The 1,238-nt window shown below is 58.9% G+C and carries 1 protein-coding gene; it reads left to right on the forward strand.

The window, feature by feature from the left end; genetic code table 11:
- Positions 1–62 precede the first annotated feature (62 nt).
- Positions 63–1,204 (forward strand): IS3 family transposase gene (locus tag I554_RS26705; protein ID WP_085947356.1). Its coding sequence is split into 2 segments (ribosomal slippage): positions 63–327 and positions 327–1,204, totalling 1,143 coding nucleotides; the frame shifts between segments, so codons are not numbered across the junction.
- Positions 1,205–1,238 lie beyond the last annotated feature (34 nt).

Below are 1,238 nucleotides of genomic sequence, written 5' to 3' on the forward strand. Positions count from 1 at the left end.
TGATCTGCCCCCTTTGAAGTGGTCCTCCCTGAAGTATGATTTTCGGATGGAGGATAAGATCAATGGCAAGGAAGAGGCATACGGCTGAAGAGATCGTTGCGAAGCTGCGGCAGGTTGATGTGCTGATGGCACAGGGCCGGCAGGTAGCAGACGCAGTCCGAGCGATAGGCGTGACGGAAGTAACGTACTATCGATGGCGAAACGAGTACGGTGGCCTGAAGGGCGATCAGGTGAAGCGACTCAAAGAGCTGGAGACTGAGAACAATCGTCTCCGGCGAGCGGTGTCGGATCTGACGCTGGACAAGCTGATCCTGGCGGAGGCCGCAAAGGGAAACTTCTAAGCCCCTCCCGACGCCGTGCTTGCGTCGATCATGTAACAGCCGAGCTTGGCATCTCCGAGAGACGGGCGTGCCGGGCTTTGGGTCAACACCGATCGACGCAGCGCAAGACTCCAACGACACCCGATGACGAGGCGGCTTTGACTGCCGACATCATCGAGCTTGCCCGCCAATATGGCCGCTACGGATATCGCCGAATTACGGCGTTGCTTCGCAGAGCCGGCTGGATGGTGAACAAGAAGCGTGTTGAGCGGATCTGGCGATGCGAGGGGCTGAAGGTCCCCCTAAAACAACCTAAACGCGGGCGTCTCTGGTTCAACGACGGCTCATGCATCCGTCTGCGGCCGGAGCGACCCAACCATGTCTGGTCCTATGACTTCGTCGCCGACCGCACCCACGACGGCAAGGCGTTCCGGATGTTGTGCATCATCGACGAGTTCAGCCGTGAGAGCCTGGCCATCCGTGTCGCGCGGAAGCTCAAAGCAACTGACGTCATCGAAGCGCTCTGCGAGCTGTTCGTCTCGCGGGGCATCCCTGCGCACATACGTTCGGACAATGGCCCTGAGTTCGTCGCCGAGGCGCTGCGGGATTGGATCGCCACCGTCGGAGCCAGGACTGCTTACATCGAGCCGGGCAGTCCGTGGGAGAATGGCTATTGCGAGAGCTTCAACGGCAAGCTGCGCGATGAACTGCTCAACGGCGAAATCTTCTACACATTGAAGGAGGCCCAGATCGTGATCGAAAACTGGCGACGTCACTACAACACGGTGCGTCCACACTCATCGCTTGGATATCGACCACCGGCACCCGAAGCCATCGTCTGGCCAGCACCAAAGGAGGTAGTCAAAATGCAATCCCTAAACTAACATTCCGATCGGACCACTCAGTGGGGGCCGGTCA

This window comes from Afipia sp. OHSU_II-C1, from assembly GCF_000497575.1.
In the GTDB taxonomy this organism is placed as follows: Bacteria; Pseudomonadota; Alphaproteobacteria; order Rhizobiales; family Xanthobacteraceae; genus Afipia.